This window comes from Streptomyces sp. NPDC046909 (assembly GCF_040644695.1).
GTDB lineage: Bacteria > Actinomycetota > Actinomycetes > Streptomycetales > Streptomycetaceae > Streptomyces.
Map to the genome: position 1 here is coordinate 938,464 of NZ_JBEYXC010000001.1, position 22,704 is coordinate 961,167.

At 71.1% G+C, this 22,704-nt stretch carries 20 protein-coding genes; 9 read left to right on the top strand and 11 right to left on the bottom strand.

Features of this window, described 5'->3' with window-relative positions; genetic code table 11:
* Nucleotides 1-64: 64 nt before the first annotated feature.
* Together ABZ928_RS03890 and ABZ928_RS03895 are read left to right on the top strand one after the other, a co-directional pair.
* Nucleotides 65-1,564 carry a cellulase family glycosylhydrolase gene (locus ABZ928_RS03890; RefSeq protein ID WP_361514855.1) on the top strand — a complete coding sequence of 500 codons (1,500 nt, stop codon included), beginning with the start codon at nucleotides 65-67 and terminating at the stop codon, nucleotides 1,562-1,564.
* A gap of 30 nt (nucleotides 1,565-1,594) precedes the next feature.
* On the top strand, nucleotides 1,595-3,319 hold the full coding sequence (locus ABZ928_RS03895; protein WP_361514856.1) for a glycoside hydrolase family 6 protein: 1,725 nt from the start codon (nucleotides 1,595-1,597) through the stop codon (nucleotides 3,317-3,319).
* A gap of 86 nt (nucleotides 3,320-3,405) precedes the next feature.
* Here the strand turns inward: ABZ928_RS03895 and ABZ928_RS03900 are convergent, their stop codons facing one another.
* The gene (locus ABZ928_RS03900; RefSeq protein ID WP_361514857.1) at nucleotides 3,406-4,176 is read right to left on the bottom strand and encodes a phytanoyl-CoA dioxygenase family protein; all 771 of its coding nucleotides are present in this window, start codon (nucleotides 4,174-4,176) and stop codon (nucleotides 3,406-3,408) included.
* A gap of 124 nt (nucleotides 4,177-4,300) precedes the next feature.
* Between ABZ928_RS03900 and ABZ928_RS03905 the strand changes: the two genes are divergently transcribed.
* From ABZ928_RS03905 to ABZ928_RS03915, 3 genes are all read left to right on the top strand, one after another.
* Entirely contained in the window at nucleotides 4,301-5,260 is a 960-nt protein-coding gene (locus tag ABZ928_RS03905; protein WP_361514858.1) for a methyltransferase domain-containing protein, read from the top strand.
* 133 nt (nucleotides 5,261-5,393) lie between these two features.
* Nucleotides 5,394-6,095, top strand: coding sequence for an SDR family oxidoreductase (locus ABZ928_RS03910; RefSeq protein ID WP_361514859.1), 702 nt, complete (start codon nucleotides 5,394-5,396; stop codon nucleotides 6,093-6,095).
* A 197-nt stretch (nucleotides 6,096-6,292) separates the two neighbouring features.
* On the top strand, nucleotides 6,293-7,153 hold the full coding sequence (locus tag ABZ928_RS03915; RefSeq protein WP_361514860.1) for a DMT family transporter: 861 nt from the start codon (nucleotides 6,293-6,295) through the stop codon (nucleotides 7,151-7,153).
* A 13-nt stretch (nucleotides 7,154-7,166) separates the two neighbouring features.
* Here ABZ928_RS03915 and ABZ928_RS03920 read toward each other — a convergent pair whose 3' ends face one another.
* Entirely contained in the window at nucleotides 7,167-7,787 is a 621-nt protein-coding gene (locus ABZ928_RS03920; protein ID WP_361514861.1) for a calcium-binding protein, read from the bottom strand.
* Between the two features lie 136 nt (nucleotides 7,788-7,923).
* Here ABZ928_RS03920 and ABZ928_RS03925 point away from each other — a divergent pair, with 136 nt between their 5' ends.
* The gene (locus ABZ928_RS03925; protein WP_361514862.1) at nucleotides 7,924-8,670 is read left to right on the top strand and encodes a helix-turn-helix transcriptional regulator; all 747 of its coding nucleotides are present in this window, start codon (nucleotides 7,924-7,926) and stop codon (nucleotides 8,668-8,670) included.
* A gap of 82 nt (nucleotides 8,671-8,752) precedes the next feature.
* On the opposite strand, the gene ABZ928_RS03930 is transcribed toward ABZ928_RS03925, so the two are convergent.
* From ABZ928_RS03930 to ABZ928_RS03940, 3 genes are all read right to left on the bottom strand, one after another.
* Complete coding sequence (locus ABZ928_RS03930) at nucleotides 8,753-9,589, bottom strand: aldo/keto reductase (protein WP_361514863.1); 837 nt, start codon at nucleotides 9,587-9,589, stop codon at nucleotides 8,753-8,755.
* Between the two features lie 149 nt (nucleotides 9,590-9,738).
* On the bottom strand, nucleotides 9,739-11,565 hold the full coding sequence (locus ABZ928_RS03935) for an AMP-dependent synthetase/ligase (RefSeq protein ID WP_361514864.1): 1,827 nt from the start codon (nucleotides 11,563-11,565) through the stop codon (nucleotides 9,739-9,741).
* Between the two features lie 262 nt (nucleotides 11,566-11,827).
* Complete coding sequence (locus tag ABZ928_RS03940) at nucleotides 11,828-13,327, bottom strand: MFS transporter (RefSeq protein ID WP_361514865.1); 1,500 nt, start codon at nucleotides 13,325-13,327, stop codon at nucleotides 11,828-11,830.
* A 113-nt stretch (nucleotides 13,328-13,440) separates the two neighbouring features.
* Here ABZ928_RS03940 and ABZ928_RS03945 point away from each other — a divergent pair, with 113 nt between their 5' ends.
* Complete coding sequence (locus tag ABZ928_RS03945; RefSeq protein WP_361514866.1) at nucleotides 13,441-14,421, top strand: Lrp/AsnC family transcriptional regulator; 981 nt, start codon at nucleotides 13,441-13,443, stop codon at nucleotides 14,419-14,421.
* Between the two features lie 88 nt (nucleotides 14,422-14,509).
* Here ABZ928_RS03945 and ABZ928_RS03950 read toward each other — a convergent pair whose 3' ends face one another.
* On the bottom strand, nucleotides 14,510-15,373 hold the full coding sequence (locus ABZ928_RS03950; protein ID WP_361514867.1) for a LysR substrate-binding domain-containing protein: 864 nt from the start codon (nucleotides 15,371-15,373) through the stop codon (nucleotides 14,510-14,512).
* 163 nt (nucleotides 15,374-15,536) lie between these two features.
* Here ABZ928_RS03950 and ABZ928_RS03955 point away from each other — a divergent pair, with 163 nt between their 5' ends.
* Entirely contained in the window at nucleotides 15,537-16,589 is a 1,053-nt protein-coding gene (locus ABZ928_RS03955) for a bile acid:sodium symporter family protein (protein ID WP_361514931.1), read from the top strand.
* Here ABZ928_RS03955 and ABZ928_RS03960 read toward each other — a convergent pair.
* The 4 genes from ABZ928_RS03960 to ABZ928_RS03975 form a co-directional block, all read right to left on the bottom strand.
* On the bottom strand, nucleotides 16,525-17,781 hold the full coding sequence (locus ABZ928_RS03960) for a hypothetical protein (protein WP_361514868.1): 1,257 nt from the start codon (nucleotides 17,779-17,781) through the stop codon (nucleotides 16,525-16,527). The genes ABZ928_RS03955 and ABZ928_RS03960 overlap by 65 nt on opposite strands.
* A 10-nt stretch (nucleotides 17,782-17,791) precedes the next feature.
* Nucleotides 17,792-19,696 (bottom strand): exo-alpha-sialidase, encoded by a 1,905-nt coding sequence (locus ABZ928_RS03965; RefSeq protein WP_361514869.1) that lies wholly within the window; start codon nucleotides 19,694-19,696, stop codon nucleotides 17,792-17,794.
* Nucleotides 19,697-19,763: 67 nt separating this feature from the next.
* Nucleotides 19,764-20,558, bottom strand: coding sequence for a collagen-like protein (locus tag ABZ928_RS03970; RefSeq protein WP_361514870.1), 795 nt, complete (start codon nucleotides 20,556-20,558; stop codon nucleotides 19,764-19,766).
* Nucleotides 20,555-20,827, bottom strand: coding sequence for a hypothetical protein (locus ABZ928_RS03975; RefSeq protein ID WP_171146965.1), 273 nt, complete (start codon nucleotides 20,825-20,827; stop codon nucleotides 20,555-20,557). The genes ABZ928_RS03970 and ABZ928_RS03975 overlap by 4 nt, the downstream gene beginning before the upstream one ends.
* A gap of 237 nt (nucleotides 20,828-21,064) precedes the next feature.
* Between ABZ928_RS03975 and ABZ928_RS03980 the strand changes: the two genes are divergently transcribed.
* A complete protein-coding gene (locus ABZ928_RS03980; protein ID WP_361514871.1) occupies nucleotides 21,065-21,592 on the top strand; it encodes an isochorismatase family protein in 528 nt (175 codons plus the stop codon).
* 259 nt (nucleotides 21,593-21,851) lie between these two features.
* Here ABZ928_RS03980 and fdhD read toward each other — a convergent pair whose 3' ends face one another.
* On the bottom strand, nucleotides 21,852-22,700 hold the full coding sequence (gene fdhD, locus ABZ928_RS03985; RefSeq protein WP_361514872.1) for a formate dehydrogenase accessory sulfurtransferase FdhD: 849 nt from the start codon (nucleotides 22,698-22,700) through the stop codon (nucleotides 21,852-21,854).
* Between the last annotated feature and the right edge of the window lie 4 nt (nucleotides 22,701-22,704).

A 22,704-nucleotide genomic window follows, 5' to 3' on the forward strand; every position in this document is an offset into this window, starting at 1 on the left:
CAGTGGGAGCGATTCCATCAGTCGACGCGTCCGTCACGACGCGCTGATCTGCAAGGAGTCGCTCATGCGACACCCCCCGCGTTCAGTACTTTTAGTCGTCGCCGGCGCCGTGACCCTGCTCGGGTCCGTGACGGTGCCGGCGGTCACGGCGTCGGGAGCCACCCCCGTCTGCGCAGTGGCGTACTCCGTCACCAGCCAGTGGGACACCGGCTTCCAGGGTGCTGTGACGATCACCAACAACAGTGCGGCCATGAGCGGTTGGAGCCTGAGCTTCGACTTCGCGAGCGGCCAGAAACTGAACCAGGGCTGGAACGCCAAGTGGTCCCAGTCCGGTACGACGGTGACGGCGGCCAACGAGAGCTACAACGGCGCGCTCGCCACCGGCGCGAGCGTCAGCGCCGGCTTCCTCGGCACCTGGTCTGGGAGCAACCCGGTACCGGCCTCGTTCAAGCTCAACGGCACCACGTGCAACGTCGACGCGGACCCCTCGCCCACGCCGACACCCACACCGACGCCCACGCCCACCGATCCACCGGGTACGGGCGACGGTGCGCCGCCGGCCCTCAAGGTCTCCGGGAACAAGCTCGTGGACGCCGACGGCACCACCCGTCGTCTGCTCGGCGTCAACCGTTCCGGCGGCGAGTTCATGTGCGTGCAGGGCCGCGGCATCTGGGACGGTCCGGTCGACGACGCCTCGGTCAAGGCGATCGCCGACTGGAAGGCCAACACGGTCCGCATTCCGCTGAACGAGGAGTGCTGGCTCGGTCTGTCCAACATCGACTCGGCCTATTCGGGCGCCCATTACATCAACGCCGTCAAGGACCTGGTGGCGAAGGTGAAGGCGCACGGCATGACGCCGCTGGTCGAACTGCACTGGACCTACGGGCAGTACACCGGGAACTCGGCGGGCTGCTCCGACGTGCACGCCAGTTGCCAGAAGCCGATGCCCGACATGCAGTACACCCCGTCCTTCTGGACGTCGGTGGCCAACACCTTCAAGGACGATCCGACCGTCGTCTTCGACCTGTTCAACGAGCCCTACCCGGACCGCGCGACCGCCACGACCACCCAGGCGTGGCAGTGCTGGCGGGACGGCGGCACCTGCTCCGGCATCGGCTATGAGGTCGCCGGTATGCAGGATCTCGTCGACGCCGTGCGCGGCAGCGGGGCGAGGAACCTGATCCTGGCCGGCGGGATCGCGTACTCGAACGACCTGAGCCAGTGGCTCACGTACAAGCCGACCGACCCGGCGGGCAATCTCGCCGCCGCCTGGCATGTGTACAACTTCAACACCTGTGCAAGCGAGAGCTGCTGGAACTCGACGCTCGCCCCGGTGGCGGCCCAAGTGCCGCTGGTCGCCGGGGAGATCGGCGAGAACACCTGTGGTCACTCCTTCGTCGACCAGGTCATGAAGTGGTTCGACGACCGTGGTCTGTCCTATCTGGGATGGACCTGGAACACCTGGGACTGCTCGTCCGGTCCCTCACTCATCTCCAACTACGACGGGACCCCCACGTCGTATGGCATCGGGCTGCGTGACCATCTGCGCGCCCTGAACGGCTGACACCCGCAACCGAGAGGGATACCCGCACTCATGAGTCGTACGAGAACCGCGCTCCTCGCTGCCCTGGCGCTGGTCGCCGGGGCCTCCGGGACGGCGCTCGCCGTGGTCCCGGGAGACGTCGGCATCGCCGCCATCCCCTGCACCGTGGACTACAAGATCCAGAACGACTGGGGCTCCGGCTTCACCGCCGCCGTGACCATCACCAACAACGGGGCCGCCAAGACCAGTTGGGCGGTCAAGTGGGCGTACGCCGGGAACCAGAAGGTGACCAACGGCTGGAACGCCAAGATCACCCAGAGCGGGACGGCCGTCACCGCGCTCAACGAGAGCTACAACGGCACGCTCGCCACCGGCGGTTCGACCAGCTTCGGCTTCCAGGGCACCTACAGCGGCACCAACGCGATCCCGACGAGCTTCACTCTCGACGGGGTGGCCTGCAACGTCGACGACGGCGGCACCGACCCCACGGATCCCACCGACCCGACCGATCCCGGAACCGGCACCCGCGTCGACAATCCCTACAGCGGCGCCAAGGTGTACGTGAACCCGGAGTGGTCCGCACATGCTGCCGCCGAGACCGGCGGCAGCCGGATCTCCAACCAGCCGACCGGTGTCTGGCTGGACCGGATCGCCGCCATCAACGGCGTGAACGGCGGCATGAGCCTGCGCGACCACCTCGACGAGGCGCTGCGGCAGAAGGGCTCCGGCGAACTCGTCGTCCAGTTCGTGATCTACAACCTGCCCGGCCGGGACTGCTCCGCCCTCGCCTCCAACGGCGAGCTCGGCCCGACGGAGATCGACAAGTACAAGACGCAGTACATCGACCCGATCGCAGCGATCTTCGCCGACCCCAAGTACGCCTCGCTGCGCATCGTCACCACCGTCGAGATCGACTCGCTGCCCAACCTCGTCACCAACACCGGCAGCCGTCCGACGGCCACCCCGCAGTGCGACGTGATGAAGGCCAACGGCAACTACCAGAAGGGCGTGGGCTATGCCCTCAACAAGCTCGGTGACGTGGCCAACGTCTACAACTACATCGACGCCGGCCACCACGGCTGGCTCGGCTGGGACGACAACTTCGCCCCCAGCGCGGCCATCATGAAGGAGGCGGCCACCACCGAGGGCGCCACCGTCAACGACGTCCACGGCTTCATCACCAACACGGCCAACTACAGCGCCCTGAAGGAGAACAACTTCACCATCAACGACACCGTCGCCGGCAAGTCCGTCCGCGAGTCCAAGTGGGTCGACTGGAACCGGTACACGGACGAGCTGTCGTACGCCCAGGCGTTCCGGAACCAGCTGGTCTCGGCCGGCTTCAACTCCAACATCGGCATGCTGATCGACACCTCCCGCAACGGCTGGGGCGGCACCGCGCGGCCCACCGGGCCGGGTGCGACGACCAGTGTGGACACCTATGTCGACGGGGGTCGCTATGACCGCCGTATCCACGTCGGCAACTGGTGCAACCAGTCCGGAGCGGGCCTCGGTGAGCGGCCGCAGGCCAGCCCCGCGGCCGGGATCGACGCCTACGTGTGGATCAAGCCGCCGGGGGAGTCCGATGGGGCTAGCTCCGCCATTCCGAACGACGAGGGCAAGGGCTTCGACCGGATGTGCGACCCGACGTATACGGGTAACCCCCGCAACGGGAACAACCTGTCCGGGGCGCTGGCCAATGCGCCGCTGTCCGGGCACTGGTTCTCCGCGCAGTTCCAGCAGTTGATGACCAACGCGTACCCGCCGTTGTCGTAACGGTGTGATGGCGACTGCCGGTTGACTGTGGTTGATCGCGCAGTGCCCCGCGCCCCTGACGGGGCGCGGAACGCCGCCGGGGTCTGTCAGTTCTCCTCTGACAGGCCCCGGCGGATCGCGAATTCCACCGGTGAGTAGTTGGCGTCTGTCCGTTCCAGTTCATGTGGGACCGCTGACATCAGCGGGGGCTGAGCCATGAAGCGGGGCCTCGTGCCGTGGTGCGGCTGGGCCGCGTGGACCAGGAAGGGGTGGCAGAGGTAGACGTCGCCGGGGCGGCCGGTGGCGTGGGCGACCGGGCGGTGGGCTGAAGCCTCCGCGACCTTCGGACCCAGCTCCAGGAAGGAGGCGCCCTCTTCGCCGTACGGCTCCAGCACGCGCGGTACGTCGAGATGGGAGCCCACCCGGATACGGGTCGGGGCGTCCGCCTCGGTGACCTCGCTGAAGAGGAACAGCATCAGCAGGGAGCGGTCCCTGGAGCGCAGGTTCGTGTGGGGCAGTCGGGCGCCCTCGGGGACGTAGCTGCCCTCGATGTGCCAGCCCGCGTCGTCCGGTTCCTCCTCGTGCGGGAACCGCAGAGGGAAGCTGCCCAGGGAGTAGCGCGACTGCCAGCGGCCCTCGCCGGTCAGTACGTCGAACGCCTCATGCAGCACAGGGGAGTTGACGGCCGCCGCGAACGGGCCCTGCGCCATGTCGGCGACCCACACCACCGGGTCCTTCCAGGTGGCCGGGTCCTCGGCGTCGTACCCCGTCTCCCGCCACAGCAGCCGGCCGCAGTGTTCGGCGACCCGTGGCGGAAAGGCGCCCTCGATCTTCACGAACCCGTCTTCGAGGAATTGCTCCACCATCGTGTCGTCCATGCGGCCATCCTGGGCTCACCCGAGGATCATGCGCATCTCATTTTTTGCCGCACCGGCAACAGCGGTGGCCTCCGCGCGGTGCGTCGGCGCACGCTGGCAGCACCCGGACGAGAGGCTGACCACCATGGCGCACGATCACCACGACGAGCACGGCCACCACGACCAGCACGGTCACGACAAGCAGCACGGCCACGACAAGCGGGACGGTCACGAGAAGCGGCACGGCCACCACCACGACCACACGGACATCGACTGGGCCGAGATGGCCCCGGTGATGGAGGAGCAGGCCGAGCTGTACGCGCCGCTGTACGAGCGGGCGGCCGCCTGGCTCGCCAAGCGGCAGACCGAGCCGGGGCTCGTCGTCGACGCGGGCAGCGGACCCGGGGTGGTCTCCTGTCTGCTCGCCGACACCTTCCCCGGCGCCCGGGTCGTCGCCGTCGACGGCTCCGAGCCGCTCCTTGAGCGGGCCCGCGACCGGGCCGGCCGGCTCGGTGTCGCGGACCGGTTCGGCACCCTCGCCGGTGAACTCCCGGGCGTACTGGCCGACTTGGACTACCCGGCCGACCTGCTCTGGGCCAGCTGGAGCCTGCATCACCTCGGCGACCAGAAGGCGGCCCTCGCCGCGTTCGCCGACAGGCTCGCCCCCGGCGGCACACTGGCGCTCCTCGAGGGCAGCCTGCCCACCCGGTACCTGCCCCGCGACATCGGCATCGGCCGCCCGGGACTCCAGGCCCGCCTCGACGCGCTGCACGAGGACTGGTTCACCGAGATGCGGGCCGCGCTGCCCGGCACCGTGGACGTGGTCGAGGACTGGCCCGCGCTGCTCACCTCCGTCGGCCTGCGGCACACCGGCACCCGCAGCTTCCTGCTCGACCTGCCCGCCCCGACCACGGACCGGGCCCGCCACGTCGCCGTCGCCACGCTCTCCCGGATCCGCGACGCCGTCGGCGAGCGCCTCGACGCCGAGGACCGCGCCACCCTCGACCGGCTCCTCGACCCCGACGACAAGGCGAGCATCCACCATCGCCCGGACGTCTTCTTCCTGGCGGCCCGCACGGTGCACACCGCGGTACGCGGCGTCTGACGCCCGGCGGCGAGCTTCGGCCAAGTGCCGTGCGGTCGGCGGCACTTGACTTCGAGAGCGCTCCAACTGATCTACTCCCCGGCATCCGCACCGCAATGGCCGCGGCGGCGGGACCAGACCACAGGGGGTAACCATGACCGAGTCTCCGGTCGCGCTCATCACCGGCGGCGGCAGCGGCATCGGCGCCGCCGTCGCCCGGCAACTGCTCGCCGCCGGACACCGCGTGGCCGTCACCGGGCGCGGGGAGGAGCGGCTGCGGGGCTTCGCCGAGGAGCTCGGGAATCCGGACGGGCTGCTGACGCTCGTCGGCAACGCGGCGGAGTACGACAGTGTGCGGTCGGCGGTCGACCGTACACTCAAGGAATACGGTCGACTGGATACAGTCGTCAGCAACGCTGGCTTCGCCACCCACGACTCCGTCGCCGACGGCGACCCCGCCGGCTGGACCGAGATGGTGCTGACCAACGTCCTCGGCCCGGCGCTGCTCATCCGCGCCTCCGTCGACGCCCTCAAGGAGTCCCGGGGCCGGATCGTGCTGGTCGGGAGCGTCGCCGGGTTCGTGCCCACGCCCGGCAACATCTACGGCGCCACGAAGTGGGCGGTGACCGGCCTCGCCGAGAACACCCGGCGTCAGGTCACCGAGTGGGGCATCGGGGTCACCCTCGTCGCCCCCGGCCGGGTCGAGACCCCGTTCTGGGACAGCTACGGCAGCCTCCCGCCCGGCCATCTCCTCACCGCCGACCAGCTCGCCGACTCGATCGTGTGGGCCATCCGGCAGCCCGAGGGCGTCGACGTCAACACCGTCGTCGTACGGCCGATCGGGCAGCCCAACTGACGTCCCCGGACGCACGGGCGGGGCCGGCGCCGATGTGTGGGTGATGCATGGACCGTCGGGGCGCGGGTACGCGGGCGATCGCCGCACCCGCACCCGTCGCGAGGACCCCGCTCAGTGACCCGTACCGACACCGCCCGAGACCACCGAGCACGCCCACGCTGCCCGGTGGTCCACGTGCCGGGCAGGCGGTCGCGGCCGTGACGCTGGCCGTGTCGCCGGTGTGCATCGAGCTGTCCGGCGCCGACGCGGGTACGGCCTCGGTGTACCGGTGTCTGCTCGCCCTGCCCGCGCTGGTGCTGCTGGTCGTCCCGGAGTACCGGCGCGAAGGGCCGCCGCCCCGGCGGCAGTTGGTGTATGGGCTGGTGGGCGGGGTGCTCTTCGCCGGTGACATGCTGCTGTGGACCAGGGCGATCACCGAGGTGGGCGCCGGTCTTTCGACCGTGCTGGTCAATGTGCAGGTCGTGCTGGTGCCGCTGCTGGCCTGGGCCGTGGACCGCGAGCATGTGCCGCGCCGGTTCCTGCTGTGGCTGCCTGTGCTCGGCGCCGGAGTGGTGCTCACCGGCGGACTGTTCGAGCGGGGCGCGAGCGGCAGCGACCCGGCCGCGGGCACCCTCCACGCGATCCTGGCGGCCCTCAGCTACTCCGGCTTCCTCTTCCTGCTGCGCCGCGGCGGCTTCCACGGCCATGTCCGTACGACGTACACCGCCGTGGTCCTCGCGGCGACCCTCGCCTCCGCCCTCGGCGGCTGGGCCTGGCACGCCTTCGACCCCACGCCGTCCCGGACCGCCCTCGGCTGGCTCGCCCTCGCGGCGCTGACCAGCGGGATCATCGGCTGGCTGATGGTCGCCGTCTACTCGCCCCGCCTGCCCAGCCACGTCGGCGCGGTCCTGCTGCTGCTCACACCGGTCGGGGCGCTGGCCCTCGGCGCGCTGGTGCTGGGGGAGCGGCCGACCCTCGCGCAGTGGGCGGGCTGTGCGCTGATCCTGGTCAGCGCGTACGCGACGGTGACCGGCCGAAGGGACGCCCCGCCGCTGCGGAGCGCCCCTCGCGACCGTTAGCCGATGTGGGCGACTAGCCGATGTGCACGACTTCGCAGCCGGTGACCACGTCGTTGCGCTCGACCCAGCAGGTGTCGTTACCGGCGTAGCCCCGGACGATGTCGGCCTCGCCGTCCTGGGCGTAGATGGTGTCGTCCCCGGCGCTGCCCCTGAGGAGGTCCTTGCCCGGGCCGCCCCTCAGGACGTCATTGCCCCAGTTCAGCGTGAAGCGGCTGCCGTCGCCGCCGTCCACGGTGTCGTTGCCCCCGTTGCCCTGGACGGAGTCGTTGCCCGCGTTCCCCCGCACCCGGTCGGCGCCCCCGTACCCCCTGACGTCGTCCGCTCCGATACCGCCCGCTGCCAGGTCGTCGCCCTCGCCCGCGAGCAGGGTGTCCCTGCCGGTGCCTCCGCAGATCACGTCCGCGTTGCCGCCCGTGTCCACCTGGTCGTTCCCGGCCAGCACGTTCACGACATCCTTCGTCGCGCCGGTGTTGACGGTGTCCGCCCCGGCGCCGCCCCACACCGTGGAGACGGTGCCCATGCACAGTGGCGGCGCGGCCGCCGTCTCCGCGTGGGCCGCGATCACCGAGCCGGTGAGCAGCGCGACGGCCGCGCAGGCCACGGTGACGGTCCGGGTTCGTGTTCGTGTGCTCATCGCTGTACCCCGTTCGTGGTTCGGATGCTTCGCCGACCACGATGAACTCGCCCGGCGCAGGCGGCCATTCGTCATTTGGCGAATCCCCGGGGCCCTCGGCGGTACCGTCGAAGGAGGTTGGCGAGAGGAGGCGGTCATGGGCCGTCACTCGGTCACGGCACGGGATCTGCGAGCGATGTTCGACGTCCTCGACGAGGCCCGGCACGACGACGGCGACGAGTTCCCGCCCCGCAGCCTGCTGCGCGGGCTCGGGCGGCTGATTCCGTGCGACGTGGCGGGGTTCGACGAGTGCGACATCCCCACCCGCCGCTATCTGTACGCCCAGGAGGAGCTGTACGCGGGCGACTACGGAGATCCGAACACCGATGCCTACTGGCGCTGGCGGCACCAGCACCCGCACTGCCGACTGGCCGAGCAGAGCTGCGGTCGCCTCGAAGTGGCCCAGAACCTGGACTACCAGTCCGCAAGGGAGATACGGAACCAGGCTTTCTACACCGAGTATCTGAGGCCGGTCGTCAACACGATCTTCGTGATGCTGCCCAGCGCGCCCGGCCGCGTCCGCTCGTACAACTTCTCCCGTGAGGACGCACGCCGCTTCAGCGAACGCGACCGCCTCGTACTGGAGTTGCTCCGCCCCCACCTGTACGCCGTCTACCGGGAAGCAGCCTCGCGGCGACAGGCCCCGGTGCGGCTCACCGTCCGCGAACTCGACGTCATGCGGGCCGTCGCCGACGGGCTCAGCACCGAGGCGATCGCCCGGCAGTTCACGGTGGCGCCCAGCACCGTCCGCAAACACCTGGAGAACACCTTCCGCAAGCTCGGCGTCTCCAGCCGTACCGCCGCCCTCGCCCGCCTGTTCCCCGAGCCCGACACGGGGACATGACGAAGGCCCGGGCGGCGCATCCGCCACCCGGGCCCCGAAAAGCCGTGCCGTCAGACCGAGTTGGACTCAGGCCATGTCCAACTCAGGCCGCGTTGAACGTCGACGGGTCCGGGCCCAGTCGTCGGTCCTCGTTGAGCGCGCTGATCGCCGCCAGGTCCTCGGTGTCCAGGCTGAAGTCGAAGACCTCGATGTTCTCCTTGATCCGGGACGGGGTCACGGACTTGGGGATCACGACATTGCCGAGCTGGAGGTGCCAGCGCAGGACGACCTGCGCCGGGGTGCGCCCGTGCTTCTGGGCGATGGCCACGACCGCGGGGACCTCCAGGAGACCCTTGCCGGAGCCGAGCGGCGACCAGGCCTCGGTGGCGATGCCCTGCTCCGCGTGGTACTCGCGGGCCGCGTGCTGCTGGAGGTGCGGGTGCAGCTCGATCTGGTCGACGGCCGGGATGACGGACGTCTCGGCGATCAGCCGCTCGAGGTGCGCGGGCTCGAAGTTGGACACGCCGATGGCACGGATACGGCCGTCGGCATGCAGCTTCTCGAACGCCTTGTACGAATCGACGTACAGGTCACGCTCAGGAGTGGGCCAGTGGATCAGGTACAGGTCCACGTACTCCAGGCCCAGCTTCTCCAACGAGGTGTCGAAGGCGCGCAGCGTGGAGTCGTAACCCTGGTCGCTGTTCCAGAGCTTGGTGGTGACGAAAATGTCCTCGCGGGGCAGGCCGGAGGCGGCGATGGCCTTGCCGGTGCCCTCTTCGTTGCCGTAGATCGCCGCTGTGTCGATGCTGCGGTACCCGGCCTCCAGAGCGGTGCTGACCGCCCGCTCGGCCTCGTCGTCCGGCACCTGCCAGACTCCGAACCCCAGCTGGGGCATCTCCACGCCGTTGTTGAGGATGATCGGGGGGACCTTGCTGCTCACGAGCTCTTGATCCTTACGGTTGTCGACAGGTGGTACTCCCATCGTCAACGATCAACAGCCTTCATGCATTCCTGACCGCGGAATCCGCCTGGATCCCACGTAATCCGCCGTGATCTGCTGGAATCTGCCGGAATCTGCTGCAAACGGCCTTACGCCCGGTACAGGGCCTCGACCTCGCCCGAGTACGTCGTCTCGATCGCCTTGCGCTTCAGCTTCAGCGACGGGGTGAGCAGCCCGTGCTCCTCGGTGAACGGCTGGGCGAGTATGCGGAACGTCCGGATCGACTCGGCCTGCGAGACCAGGGTGTTGGCGGCGACCACCGCCCGCCGCACCTCCGTCTCCAGATCTGCGTCCCGCACCAGCTCGGCCGCCGTCATCCGCGGCTTCGCGCGCATCGCGAGCCAGTGCTCGACGGCCTCCTGGTCGAGGGTGACCAGGGCGGCGATGTAGGGGCGGTCGTTGCCGACGACGATGCACTGGGCGACCAGCGGATGGTCCCGGACCCGCTCCTCCAGCAGGCCGGGCGCCACGCTCTTGCCGCCGGAGGTGACCAGGATCTCCTTCTTGCGGCCGGTGATGGTGAGGAAGCCGTCCTCGTCGAGGGAGCCCAGGTCGCCGGTGGCGAGCCAGCCGTCGTGGAGGGTCTCGTCGGTGGCCTTCTGGTTGTTGAGATAGCCCTGGAAGATGTTGGGGCCGTGCAGCCAGATCTCCCCGTCGTCCGCGATGTGCACGGTGACTCCCGGGATGGGCTGTCCGACCGAGCCGTAGCGGGTGCGGCCGGGCGGGTTGGCGGTCGCGGCCGCCGTCGACTCGGTGAGCCCGTATCCCTCGTAGATCTGTACGCCCGCGCCCGCGAAGAACAGGCCGAGCCGGCGGTCCATCGCCGAGCCGCCCGACATCGCGTTGCGGATCCGGCCGCCCATCGCGGCCCGCACCTTGGCGTAGACGAGCTTGTCGAAGAGCTGGTGCTGCACGCGTAGACCCGCCGAAGGGCCGGGCCCGATGCCCCAGGCCTTGGCCTCGATGGCCTCCGCGTACTTGACCGCGATCTCCACGGCCTTCTCGAAGGGCCCGGCCTTGCCCTCCTTCTCCGCTTTGCGGCGGGCGGCGTTGAAGACCTTCTCGAAGATGTAGGGCACCGCGAGGATGAACGTCGGCCGAAACGCGGCGAGGTCCGGCAGCAGGGCGGCGGCGTTCAGGTTCGGCTGATGGCCGAAGCGGACCCCGCGGCTGATCGCGGCGACCTCCACCATCCGCCCGAAGACATGCGCGAGCGGCAGGAAGAGCAGGGTCGCCGCCTCGTCGCCCTTCTTGGAGTGGAACACCGGCTCCCAGTGCTCGGCGACCGTGTCCGCCTCCCACATGAAGCTGCCGTGGGTGATGACACAGCCCTTGGGGCGGCCCGTGGTGCCCGAGGTGTAGATGATCGTGGCGACCGAGTCGGGAGTGACCGCCTGCCGGTGCCGGTGGACGACTTCGTCGTCGAGGGCGGCGCCCGCGTCGTACAGCTCGTGCACGGCGTCGGCGTCCAGCTGCCACAGCTGATGGAGCTGCGGCAGCCGGTCGATGACGGTGGCGATCGTCATCGCGTGGTCCTCGTGCTCCACGATCGCGGCCGTGCACTCGGCGTCGTACAGCATCCAGAAACACTGCTCGGCCGAGGAGGTGGGATAGATCGGCACCACCTGGGCGCCGATCGTCCACAGGGCGTAGTCGAAGAGGGTCCACTCGTAGCGGGTGCGGGACATGATCGCGACCCGGTCGCCGAACCGGATGCCCCGGGCGAGCAGCCCCTTGGCGAGGGCGAGCACCTCGTCCCGGAACTCCGCGGAGGAGACGTCCCGCCACTCGCCCTGCTCGTCCTTGCGGCCGAGCGCGATGTGGTGCGGGTCCTCCTGGGCACGCTGGAAGACGACGTCGGCCAGACCGCCCACAGGGGCCGGCAACGCCAACGGAGGGTTGGTGAACTCGCGCAAACCCCGCTCCCCGCTCCCTGGTCCCCGCTTTCGGTGACGCTCCGCACGCTCCGCTCAGCGCCGTGAAAGCTACCCCACCCGGCGGCGGGGCGGGAGGGGGGCCGGTTCCGGGCGATGTTCGGGTCGGCACAGGTCAGCGCAGGAAAATGCGCTCACATGGGGAAGGGTCGGACAGAAAACTGACGGTTGAGTAAGTTTCGGTCCCGTAATCTCCACCGAATCTGTACGACCCGACTACGGCCCGGGCCCGCTGGTGGAATGATCAGTTCCGCTGCGCTGCCGTCCTCTCTGTCAGCGTCCCGGCGCCCGAATCCGTCACACCCGGGCCGCCCGCCCTCGGCGTCCGGACCAGGGCGAGGACCAGCACCCCGCCCACCGTCGCCACCAGCCCCGCGACCACCGCCGCGGTGTTGAGCCCCGACGCGAACGCCGACCGCAGCACCTGCTCCGGGAACGCCCCGCTCAACTCCCCGGCGCCGCCGCCCGCGAGCGCGTGCGCCGCGTCGCGCGGCAGCGTGTCCCGCATCCGCGACGTCAGCGCCGTACCGAACACGGCGATCCCGAGCGCGTACCCCAGCTGCCGGAACGTGTTCACCGCACCGCCCGCCATCCCCGCCCGCTCGGGCGGTACGACGGCCAGCGCGGCCCCCGCGATCCCGGGCGCCACCAAACCCGTACCGAAGCCCACCAGCAGCAGCCCCGGCACCAGCGCGCCCGCGCCCGAGCCGGCGTCCAGCACCGCCATGCAGAACTGCCCGGAACCGATCAGCAGCAGCCCGCCCCCGACGGTGATCCGGGACGGCACCCCGTGCAGCAGCCGCCCGCCCACCGCCGACACCACGAACGCCGCCAGCGACAGCCACAGGAAGACCAGCCCGCCGCGCACCGGACTCATCCCCAGCACGGTCTGCAACCAGATCGACGTGTACGCCATCACGCCGAACGCCGCCCCGGTGAAAGCGAGCGCCCCCGCCATCACCCCGGCGAACGCCGGCACCCGGAACAGCCGCAGATCGATCAGCGGATCCGCCACCCGCCGCTCCACCAGCACGAAGCAGACCAGCGCCAGCGCCGCGAGCGCGAAGGCGGCGAGGGTGCCGGAAGCGGCCCAGCCGTGCGAACCCGCCCGCACCGCCCCGTACGTCACCCCGCCCGCGAAGCCCGCGAACGTCACCGTTCCCGCCCAGTCGACCCGGCGCCCGCGCGGACCCCGCGACTCCGGCACCACCTTCAGGGTCAGCCACACCGCGACCACGCTCACCGGCAGATTGACGTAGAAGATCCACCGCCAGCCCGGCCCCTCGGTCAGCAGCCCGCCCAGCACCGGACCGACCGCGGCCGCCGCGCCGCTCACCGCGCCCCACACACCGAGCGCCACCGAGCGCCGCCTGCCCTGATAGACCGAGCCCAACAACGGCAGCGTCGTCGCGAGCGTCGCCGCCGCGCCCACCCCTTGCGACACCCGCGCGGCGACCAGGGTCCCCGGCCCCGAGGCGACACCGCACAGCAGTGAGGACGCCGCGAACAGCGCCACGCCCGTCACATGCACCCGCCGGTGCCCGATCACATCACCGGCGGCCCCGATTCCGAGCAGCAGCGCGGCCAGTGCCAGCGCGTACCCGTCCATCACCCACTGCAGATCACTCAGCGACGCGTTCAGCGACCGCGCCATGCCCGGCAGCGCGACGACCGCGATCGTCACGTCCAGCAACAACATGAACGTGCCCAAGCACACCGCTGTGAGCGGCCCCCATGTACGCATGTCCTCTACTCCTTCTGTAGTGGAGTGCGTATGCCTGCGTACGATGGGCGCCTCGCGGCCGATCACAACCGAACGAGCGGACCAGGCGACCGAATCCGACAGGAGACTGCGTCATGGAGATGGAATCCGACATCTTCGACCGGCTCGACCTGCAACTGCTCGACGCCCTGGAGGTCAACGCCCGCGCCTCCTTCGCCCGGCTCGGGGAAGTGCTGGGCGTCTCCGACCAGACCGTCGCGCGCCGCTACCGACGGCTGTGCGCGGAGGGGGGCCTGCGGATCGTGGCCGTGCGCGACGCCGAACGCCTCGGCCAGGACCAGTGGACGATGCGGCTGCGCTGTGTCCCGGACAGCGCCCAGGCGATCGCCGACGCCCTCGCCAGACGGCCCGACACCAACTGGATCGGCATCGCCTCCGGCGGCACCGAGGTCATCTTCGGCACCCGGCCGCGCAGCCCCGGCGACCGCGACGACCTGCTGCTCGGCAAACTGCCGCGCACCCCGCGCGTCCTGGAGATCCGCGCCCACCAGATGCTGCACCGCTTCTACGGCGGGCCGACGGGGTGGCTGAGCAAGTTCGCCGTGCTGACGGCGGAGCAGAAGGAGGCCCTGCGGCCCGGCCCCGTCGCCACGGAGGGCCCGGCGCGCATCGACCCGGAGGACGAACCGCTGGTGACCGCGCTGGAACGGGACGGGCGGGCCACCTATCCCGAGCTCCAACGCGCCACCGGGCGCTCCGAGTCCGCCGTCAAACGCCGCCTCGCCGCGCTGCTCGCCTCGGGGGCCGTGTACGTCGACGTGGAGTACCACTCCGAGACGATCGGCTATCCCCTCGCCGCGGTCCTGTGGATCACCACCGCCCCGGCCGCCCTGCGGTCCGTCGGCGAGGCCCTCGCCGCCCACGACGAGATCGCGCACGCCTCGGCGACCGCCGGGCCGTGCAGCATCGTCGCAACGGCGGTCGTGCGGAACACGGCGCATCTCTACGCCTACCTCAGCGGGCCGCTCGGGCGGCTGGAGGGGGTGCGGCACGTGGAGTCGTCGGTGTTCCTGCGGCGGGTCAAGCAGCTGACGTATCCGGTGCCGGTGCGTTGAGTGTCGTCCGCTGCGCCGTTGTGGCCAGTCGCGCCCACGCGGCGGAGCCGCATAGTGATACAGCCCCGCGCCCCTATCGGCGTTGCACTTACCGTCTGTGCAAACGGTCGCCGCCCGCCAGGATCGCCGCCGCCAGCGCGTCCGCCGCCTCCTGGGCCGCCGTACGCCTGTGGCCGTGCACCAGTACGAAGTCCACCTGGCCCAGTTCCGGCAGGCCCGCCCGGTCCGGCATACGGACCAGGCCCGGTGGTACCAGGCCCCGTGAGTGGGCCATCACGCCCAGGCCCGCCCTTGCCGCCGCGATCAGGCCGTTGAGGCTGCCGCTCGTGCAGACGATGCGCCACTCGCGGCCCTGGCGTTCCAGGGACTCCAGGGCGAGGGCGCGGGTGATGCCGGGTGGGGGGTAGACGATCAGCGGGACCGGGCGCTCGGGGTCCAGGCGGAGGCGTTCCGCGCCGATCCAGACCAGCTTGTCGTGCCAGACCAGCTCGCCGCGCGGATCCTCGGCCCGCCGCTTCGCCAGCACCAGGTCCAGCTTTCCGGCCGCCAACTGCTCGTGCAGGGTGCCCGAGAGCTCGACGGTCAGTTCCAGGTCGACCTCGGGGTGGTCGGAGCGGAAGCCCTCCAGGATCTCCGGCAGGCGGGTGAGGACGAAATCCTCCGACGCCCCGAAGCGCAGGCGGCCGCGGAGCCGGGTACCCGTGAAAAATGCCGACGCCTGTTCGTGCACCTCCAGGATCCGGCGCGCGAAGCCGAGCATCGCCTCGCCGTCCTCCGTGAGCTCCACGGAATGCGTGTCCCGGGTGAACAACTGCCGCCCGGCCGCGTCCTCCAGACGCCGTACATGCTGACTGACGGTCGACTGACGCAGCCCGAGCCGCCGGGCGGCCTGCGTGAAGCTCAGCGTCTGGGCCACCGCCAGAAACGTACGCAACTGGGACGGGTCGTACATGCCCCGCAGCTTATCGCGGAACGTGATGACAGTCAGAGCCGTATGCCGGATTCCCGATCGCGAGCCGGAGGAGGACGATGAAGGGGGGTCCTGCGGCCCCGGTACCACCCGACAGACACCAGCTAGATGGAGCACCGTGAAACGCCTGCGTTGGCCGAGTTGGATGCCGATCGACCCGTACATCCTGCTGCTCCTGGGAACGGTGGGCCTCGCCGCCCTCCTCCCGGCGCGCGGGACGGGTGCGGACGTCGCCTCCGGCGCCTCCACCGCCGCGATCGCCTTCCTCTTCTTCCTCTACGGCGCCCGCCTGTCCACCCGTGAGGCACTGGACGGACTCAAGCACTGGCGGCTCCATGTCACCGTCCTGGCCTGTACGTTCCTCGTCTTCCCGCTGCTGGGGATGGCCGCCCGCGGACTCGTCCCGGTCCTGCTGACCCAGCCGCTCTACCAGGGCCTGCTCTTCCTCACCCTCGTCCCCTCGACCATCCAGTCGTCGATCGCCTTCACCTCCATGGCCCGCGGCAACGTGCCCGCCGCGATCTGCGCCGGCTCCTTCTCCTCGCTGGTCGGCATCGTCATCACCCCGCTGCTCGCGGCCGCCCTGCTGGGCAGCAGCGCGGGCGGCTTCTCGGCCGACTCGCTCGTCGAGATCGTGCTGCAACTGCTGGTGCCGTTCGTGGCCGGGCAGCTGCTGCGCCGGTGGATCGGCGGGTTCATCACGCGCCACAAGAAGGTCCTCGGACTGGTCGACCGGGGCTCGATCCTCCTCGTCGTCTACACCGCGTTCAGCGAGGGCATGGTCCAGGGCATCTGGCACCAGGTCAGCCCGCTCCGGCTGGGCGGACTCCTCGTCGTCGAGGCCGTACTGCTCGCCGTGATGCTCGCGCTGACCTGGTACGGCGCCAAGGCGCTGCGCTTCGACCGCGAGGACCGGATCGCGATCCAGTTCGCGGGCTCGAAGAAGTCCCTCGCCTCCGGACTGCCCATGGCGAGCGTCCTGTTCGGCGCGCACGCCTCGCTGGCCGTGCTGCCGCTGATGCTCTTCCACCAGATGCAGCTGATGGTCTGCGCGGTGATCGCCAAGCGCCGCTCCCACGACCCGCTCCCCGCGGGCGAGGGCGAGGGAGCGGGTGAGGGGCCGGGAGCCGAGGTCAGCCCGTCCGCTTCAGGGTCAGCGTCACGAACCGCGGTCGGTACAGGGACACGTTCCGGTTGAGCTGGGCGGCCGCGGCGTTCGGCTCCAGCCAGTTGACGTCGTAGCTGAGCACGAGCCGCCCTTCGCCGCTCCCCTCGCCCGAGGCGCCGCCGGACACGGCGAGCTGGATCTGCGGGTTGTACGCCGCCACCTCGCCGTCCGGCAGCGCGGCGACGAAGTCCTTCGTCGGCCCGTGCCACGGCCCGGTGGGGGAGCAGGCCCAGTAGGAGGTGACGGTGGTCAGGCCCGCGGTGCCCGCCGCCATCGTGAACAGGACGTACGTCCCGTCCTTGCGCACCACGGAGAAGGCGCTGCCCACTCCGGTGCGCTTGCGCTCATCGCCGAGCACGCGCGCCGGGTGGGCGGCGGAGGTCCACTCGGAGCCGTTCCAGAACTGCCAGGCGGCGGGCTCATGGAGCCTGCCCACCGCCACCCGGGCCACATACGCCGACGACACCGGCCGCGAGGCCGCCTGCCCGTCGTCCCCGCCGAAGACGTACGTCCAACCGCCCTCCTCGACGATCGTCGTGCCGAACTGGACGCGCCGGGAGGCGTCGGGAACCAGCCGCTGGTCGAACACCGTGGTGATGGACTCGACCCGCAGATCGGGCAGCGAGAGCGTGGCGACCTCGGTGGCGGTGGGCATCCCGTAGATCCACGGCGCCGCCCCCGCCGTCCGCACCCACAGCAGCACCCGCACCACCTGCTCGTCCGACCCGGGCGAACGGGGCTCGACCGTCGCCGCGACCGGCCACCGCCACTGGTTCGGGCCCGGATCGGGGAAGAGCGGGGCGGGGAGAGTGGACTCCAGCCGGCCGTCGCGCATCAGCACCGCCGAGTTCCGCACCAGGGGGGCGGTGGTGTCCCGCCAGGCGAAGGACTCGCCGACCGGGTTCGGCGGGGCGTACACCTGGCCGAGGTAGGTGTCCGAGAACAGCCACAGCACCCGGCCGTCCGGCAGCCGCACCGAGTGGGTGCCGTCGCCGCCGGTCCAGTCGTCGGCGCGGGTGGCGTCGTCGCCGTAGCGGGCGAACTCGGAGGTGAGGCGGTCGTCGGTCGACCACGAGCCGACCGAATACGGTATACAGTCGCCCGAATCCGGTCGATCGTCGTCCTTCGGCAGAGCCGTGAGCAGCACGGCTCCGAGAACCAGGGCCAGCAACAGGCCGAGCCCCGTTCCCGTCCGCTGTCGTGCTCGTACGTCGTCGGGCACCCACGGGACGTTAGTGGCTGTCGCTCACCTGGTCCATGGGCAGCCAGAGGACGGTGTTCCGCGTCCGGGTGTCACCGCCGGCCAGTTCCTCGTCGCCGAGCGCCCGGTCCCAGACCCGGACGTCGTCGATCGCCCCGGTGAAGAACGCCCGGCCGTCCATGCGCTGCCCGATGTGCACACCGAACGGCGAGTTACGGCTGACCGAGCCCGGCACGTCCGCCGTACTGACCGCCGTACCGTCCAGGAACAAGGTCAGCCGCCCGCCGCCCCGCCGGAGCGCCAACCGGTGCCACGCGCCGTCGTTGTAGGCACCGCTCGTCCGCACGGAGGCCGACCGGGGCGCCGCGGCCCCGTCCCGGACCGTGATCAGCCCCTGCACGCGGTCGTTCGCGGGCTCGCCACGCAGCCACACCTGAGGCTGCGTAGTCCCGATCCCGCCCATCCACAACAGGGGCTGCTCCCCGGCCGTCGCGGAGTACCTGAACCACAGCGACGCCGTGAAGTCCCTTGTCCCGAGCGGCGGTTCGTCGCGATAGGGAAGGCGTACGGCGTCGTCGGCGCCGTCGAAGGACAGCGCGCCGCCGTGTACGCCCGCCGTCTCCTCCGCGCCGCCGAGCACGCTGGCGCGCCGCGCATACGGGGCCAGGTCGGCGGTGGTGGGGTCGGGGCCGCGGCGCCGGGCGAGCCAGTCCTCGGTGAAGCGGGCGAAGCGGATCTCGTCCCGGGCGTCGACCGCGCCGCCCTCGTAGAGCAGGCCGACGGTGTCGTGCCCGATGGGCGCCATGTCGGAGTAGCCCGACCAGTCCGCGGTGACGACCGTGCCGCGGTCGACACTGTCCCAGGTCCGGCCGCCGTCGTAGGAGGAGCGGACCATCATGGTCCGGCGCCGGTCCGGGTCGGCCGGGCAGGCCAGCAGGAGACGGCCGCCGAGGCGGACCATCGAGCCCTGCACCTGGGGTGTGTAGAGGTCCGGCAGCGCGCGGAACGGCGAGACGAAACTGTCGCCCCCGTCGCGGCTGACCGTCTGGCCGCGGTGCCCGAGGTCGGTGCCGTCCTGCTCCCGGCCGCTGACCAGGAGGGAGCCGTCGGCGCGCTCGACGAGGGTCAGTTCGGACGGCTTCTGACGGAAGGTGCCGTCGGCGGCGATCGGCCAGGAGTCGCGCGCGCCCACCCTCCAGTGGTCCCCGCCGTCGTCGCTCACGATCAGCGCGGCGTGGTTGGCGCTGACTCGACTGCCGTCCCAGGACTCGGTGTTGACGCCGAGCACCAGTCGCCCGGCGTGCCGGCCGCGGGTGAGCTGGACGCCGTGCACGGGCCCGGTGGCGTACCAGGAGTTCCACTCCGGCGGCAGGATCTCGTCGCTCAGATCGCGCGGCGCGGACCAGGTCAGACCGTCGTCGTCGCTGTACTGGAGACGCGGGGTGCGGTCGCACGGAATGTCGCAACTCCCGCTGTCCGTACGGCCCGTGTTGTACGTCTCGGCCAGCAGGATGCGGCCGGTCTCGCGGTCCACGACCGGCGCCGGGTTGCCGTGGGTGTCGCCGCCGCCGTCGTTGACCACCCGGAGCGGACCCCACGTGCGGCCGCCGTCCGTGGAGCGCTTGAGGACGATGTCGATGTCGGCGGCGTCACCGCAGTTGAGGACCCGGCCCTCCGCGAAGGCGAGCAGGGTGCCGTCCGTGCTCCGCACGATCGCCGGGATACGGAAACAGGCGTACCCGGGGTCCTGGGAGGCCTTGAAGAGGATCTGCTGCTCGAACGGCGGTGAGGTGACGGACGACCCCGGGGCGACGGATGCCGACGTGACGGGCGGTGGTGCGGCGGTCGGTCGGGCGTGTGCGGGGAGCGGGGAGACGAGGAGCGCCAAAAGGGTGACGGTGACGGTTCTCAGACGTGCGCGAAGCCTCGACGGCACGGTGCGACCTGCCCTTCATTCATCCGGACATCTGGACATCCCACGTCCAACGTGCACGTCACAGAGGCTAGTTGGGGTCTCCGACACCCCACAAGACGCGTGCGTTCACCCGTCGGCGGGGCACCAGGGGCAGGATCGGCAGAACGGCGGCGGTGGCGGGCGTGGTCGTGCCCGTGCCCGCTCTGCGGCAGACCAAGGCGTCCGGGTCGCTCGCCGGGACCTGGAGGGTGTAGCCGTCGGGGCAGGCGGGGCCCGGAACGCCCTGCGGGCCGGGGTCGCCCTTGTCGCCCTTGGGGCCCTGCACCCCCGGGGTCCCCTGGGTGCCGTCGACGCCCGCGGGGCCCACCGGTCCGGCGGAACCCTCGGCACCCGCGGGGCCCGGAGCGCCGGTATCCCCGGGCGCCCCGGTCTCGCCGGGCGAGCCTGACGGGCCTGACGGGCCGGGGGAGCCCTCCGGTCCCGGCGGCCCCGACGGACCGGGCTCGCCCCGCGGGCCCCGGGCGCCGGGTGCGCCGCCGGCCCCGGTCGCCCCGCGGTCGCCCTTCGCGCCCCGCTCGCCCGGCAACGATGCCGGCACCCGGATCCGGTCGATCAGGTCGTCGACCGCCTCGGACGGATCGGGCGCCGCCGGCGTGCCGCCGCCTGCCTCGACCTGGGCCCGCAGCTCCCGCACGTCCTGCGCCAGTGTGGACACGGCCTTGCCGCGCGCGTCCGCCTCCGCCTGCAACTCGTCGGCGCGGCGGTCCCCGGCGTCGATACGCGCCCACAGGATCACCGCGATCCCGCTCAGCGCGACCAGCACACAGACGAGGAAGACGCTGCGCCACCTCGGGGCGAGCAGTCGCTCGAAGCGAGTCCTCACGACGTACCTCCCAGTCGGTGGATGTCGAGCCTGAGCCGCGCGATCTCCGACTGGTCGGCGGTGTGCAGCGAGGTCAACTCGTCGATGCGCGAGTCACGTTCGGCGACCTGGCGTTCGAGCCGGTCGCGTTCCGTCTGGAGCTTCTCCGTCAGGCTGGAGTAGCCGCTCAGCGCGTTCTCCCCGCGCTTGCCCAGATAGGCCACGGCGGCTGCGCCCAGCACGCCCGCGGCCGCCAGTAACGAGCCGAGCAGGGTGGTGCCGGCATCCAAGTGACTGCCTCCTACCGGGACTACGGGCCGGTTCCGACAAGACACGGCCCGTTGAACTCACCGTCATCAACGAGCCACTTGCCGCCGGGGTGTGCCACGGGTGCCGACTCCGCCGGACGGGTGGTGGCAGGGCGTCAGGGCTGACGTCAGGTACGCGTAATGCCGAACGCGAGCTTTTCAGCGGCTTGTTGATCCGGATTTCCGGTACGGAGGGCTGATGACGGATAACGTTCCGTCATGACCGCACCCCTCGCCCTCGATGCGCGCAGCGCCCTCGTTCTCGTCGATCTGATGGACCGGATCGTCGCGCTGCCCCTGGAGCCCCGTAAGGGCACCGAAGTCCTGTCCGTCGCCGAGGAGTTGGCGGCCGTCTTCCGTGCGGCCGGTGCCCTTGTCGTGCTCATCCGCGTGGAGCGCCCCGGGGTCGCCGAACAGCCGCCCGGCAGCGACCTTGTGGCCGGGCTCGCGCAGGATGGCGACCTGGAGATCGTGAAGGGGACGATCGGCGGCTTCCAGGGCACCGGACTCGACGACCGCCTCCGCGAACTCGGCGTCACCACCCTGGTGTTCGGCGGCATTGCCACCAACCTCGGCGTGGAGTCCACCGCCCGCGCCGCCGCCGACCTCGGCTACGACCTGGTCTTCGTCGAGGACGCCATGGCCGCGTTCACCGCCGCCGAGCACGAGGCGTCCGTACGGCTGGACTTCCCGCGGCTGGGGTCGGTGGTGCGGGCGGCCGAGGTGGCCTTCGCGCGGGAGGGCTAGGGCCCGCGACGCCGGCACGCCGTCGGACAGGTGCAAGCGGACCCGGTGAAGTCGGCTGCGGTACGGCAGCGCCGTCAAGGGGCGCGGGACTGTATCGATGTGCGGCTTCGCCGCGTGGGCGCGACCAGCCACGACGGCGCCGCAGACGAACGCCGACATGTCGCCGCACATCCAGCGGAGCGCTCAGCGGCGGGGCCCCGCGGCGCAGGGGGCGCTCCCCGCCGTGAGGGGCCCCGCCGTCGTGCAGCGGGGAACCCGGTCAGCCCTGGGTGGCCGCGGCCCTGAGGGCGATGCGGTCCTGTCCCGCGTACACGTTCATGGAGGCGCCGCGCAGGAAGCCGACGAGAGTGAGCCCCGTCTCGACGGCGAGGTCGACGGCGAGGGAGGACGGCGCGGACACCGCGGCCAGGACCGGGATGCCGGCCATGACGGCCTTCTGCGCGAGCTCGAAGGAGGCTCGGCCGGAGACGAGGAGGATCGTGCGGGACAGCGGCAGGCCGTCGTTCTGGAGGGCGCGGCCGACCAGCTTGTCGACGGCGTTGTGCCGGCCCACGTCCTCCCGTATGTCGAGGAGTTCGCCGTCCTCGCTGAACAGGGCCGCCGCGTGCAGACCCCCGGTCCGGTCGAAGACCCGCTGTGCCGCGCGCAACCGGTCGGGGAGGCTTGCGAGCAGGTCGGCTTCGACTCGGACCGGGGGAGTGTCGGAGATGGGCCAGCGGGTCGTCGTACGGACCGCGTCCAGGCTGGCCTTGCCGCACAGGCCGCAGGACGAGGTGGTGTAGACGTTCCGCTCCAGGGTGATGTCGGGGATCACCACACCGGGCGTGGTCCGCACGTCGACCACGTTGTAGGTGTTGGAGCCGTCGACGGTCGCCCCCGCGCAGTAGACGATGTTCTGGAGATCGGATCCGGTCGCCAGGACACCCTCGCTGACCAGGAAACCGGCGGCCAGCGCGAAGTCGTCGCCCGGCGTGCGCATGGTGATCGCGAGCGGCTTTCCGTTCAGCCGGATCTCCAGCGGTTCCTCGGCGACCAGGGTGTCCGGCCGGGTGGAGACCGCGCCGTCCCGGATGCGGAGCACCTTGCGTCGTTCCGTGACTCGTCCCATGTCC